General features: G+C 65.9%; 1 protein-coding gene. It reads left to right on the forward strand.

Annotation, left to right across the window (positions count from 1 at the left end; genetic code table 11):
- Positions 1-745: acyltransferase domain-containing protein (locus JK364_RS54520; protein WP_201858897.1), on the forward strand; the 745-nt coding region annotated here is incomplete at both ends.

The following is a 745-nucleotide window of genomic DNA, read 5'->3' on the forward strand; positions in this document are numbered from 1 at the left end:
ACTGTCGATCGCGGTGGTGAACGGGCCGGAGGCAGTAGTGGTATCCGGCCAGATCACCGCGCTCGAAGAACTGCTGGCCACCGAGGACCGCGCCCGACGCGTCGCAGTGGACTACGCATCCCACTCAGCACAGGTCGAACGGATCCAGGAAGAACTGGCCCGAACACTGACCGACATCCAGCCGACGACCTCGCATGTGCCGCTGTTCTCCACCGTGGAACGCGACTGGATCAACACCACGTCGATGAACGCCGACTACTGGTACCGCAACCTACGCCAGACAGTCTGGTTCGACCACGCGCTCAGCCAGCTGTCCGAGGCCGACTTCAACGTGTTCATCGAGGTCAGCCCACATCCAGTACTCACCACGACCATACGGGAGAGCTACCCGGAGGCGACCGTCACCGGAACCCTACGACGAGACCACCACGACATCACAGCACTGCTCACCGCGGCGCGCGAACTCCACCTCGGAGGCACCCCGGTGGACTGGGCCACAGTGATCGGGAAGGGCCGACGGGTGGACCTGCCGACCTACCCCTTCCAGCGCGAACGATACTGGCTCAACGACAAGACCGTGGCCGGCGCTCAGGACGCCACCCAGCTCGGACTCGTCCCGACCCCGCACCCGCTCGTCTCCGCGACCACCACGCTCGCGGAGACCGGGGCCACCATGTTCACCGGGCACCTCAACCCGACGTACCACCCCTGGACCGCCGACCACGCCGTGATCGGCACCCCACTC

Source organism: Streptomyces endocoffeicus, from assembly GCF_016741935.1.
Classification (GTDB): domain Bacteria; phylum Actinomycetota; class Actinomycetes; order Streptomycetales; family Streptomycetaceae; genus Streptomyces; species Streptomyces endocoffeicus.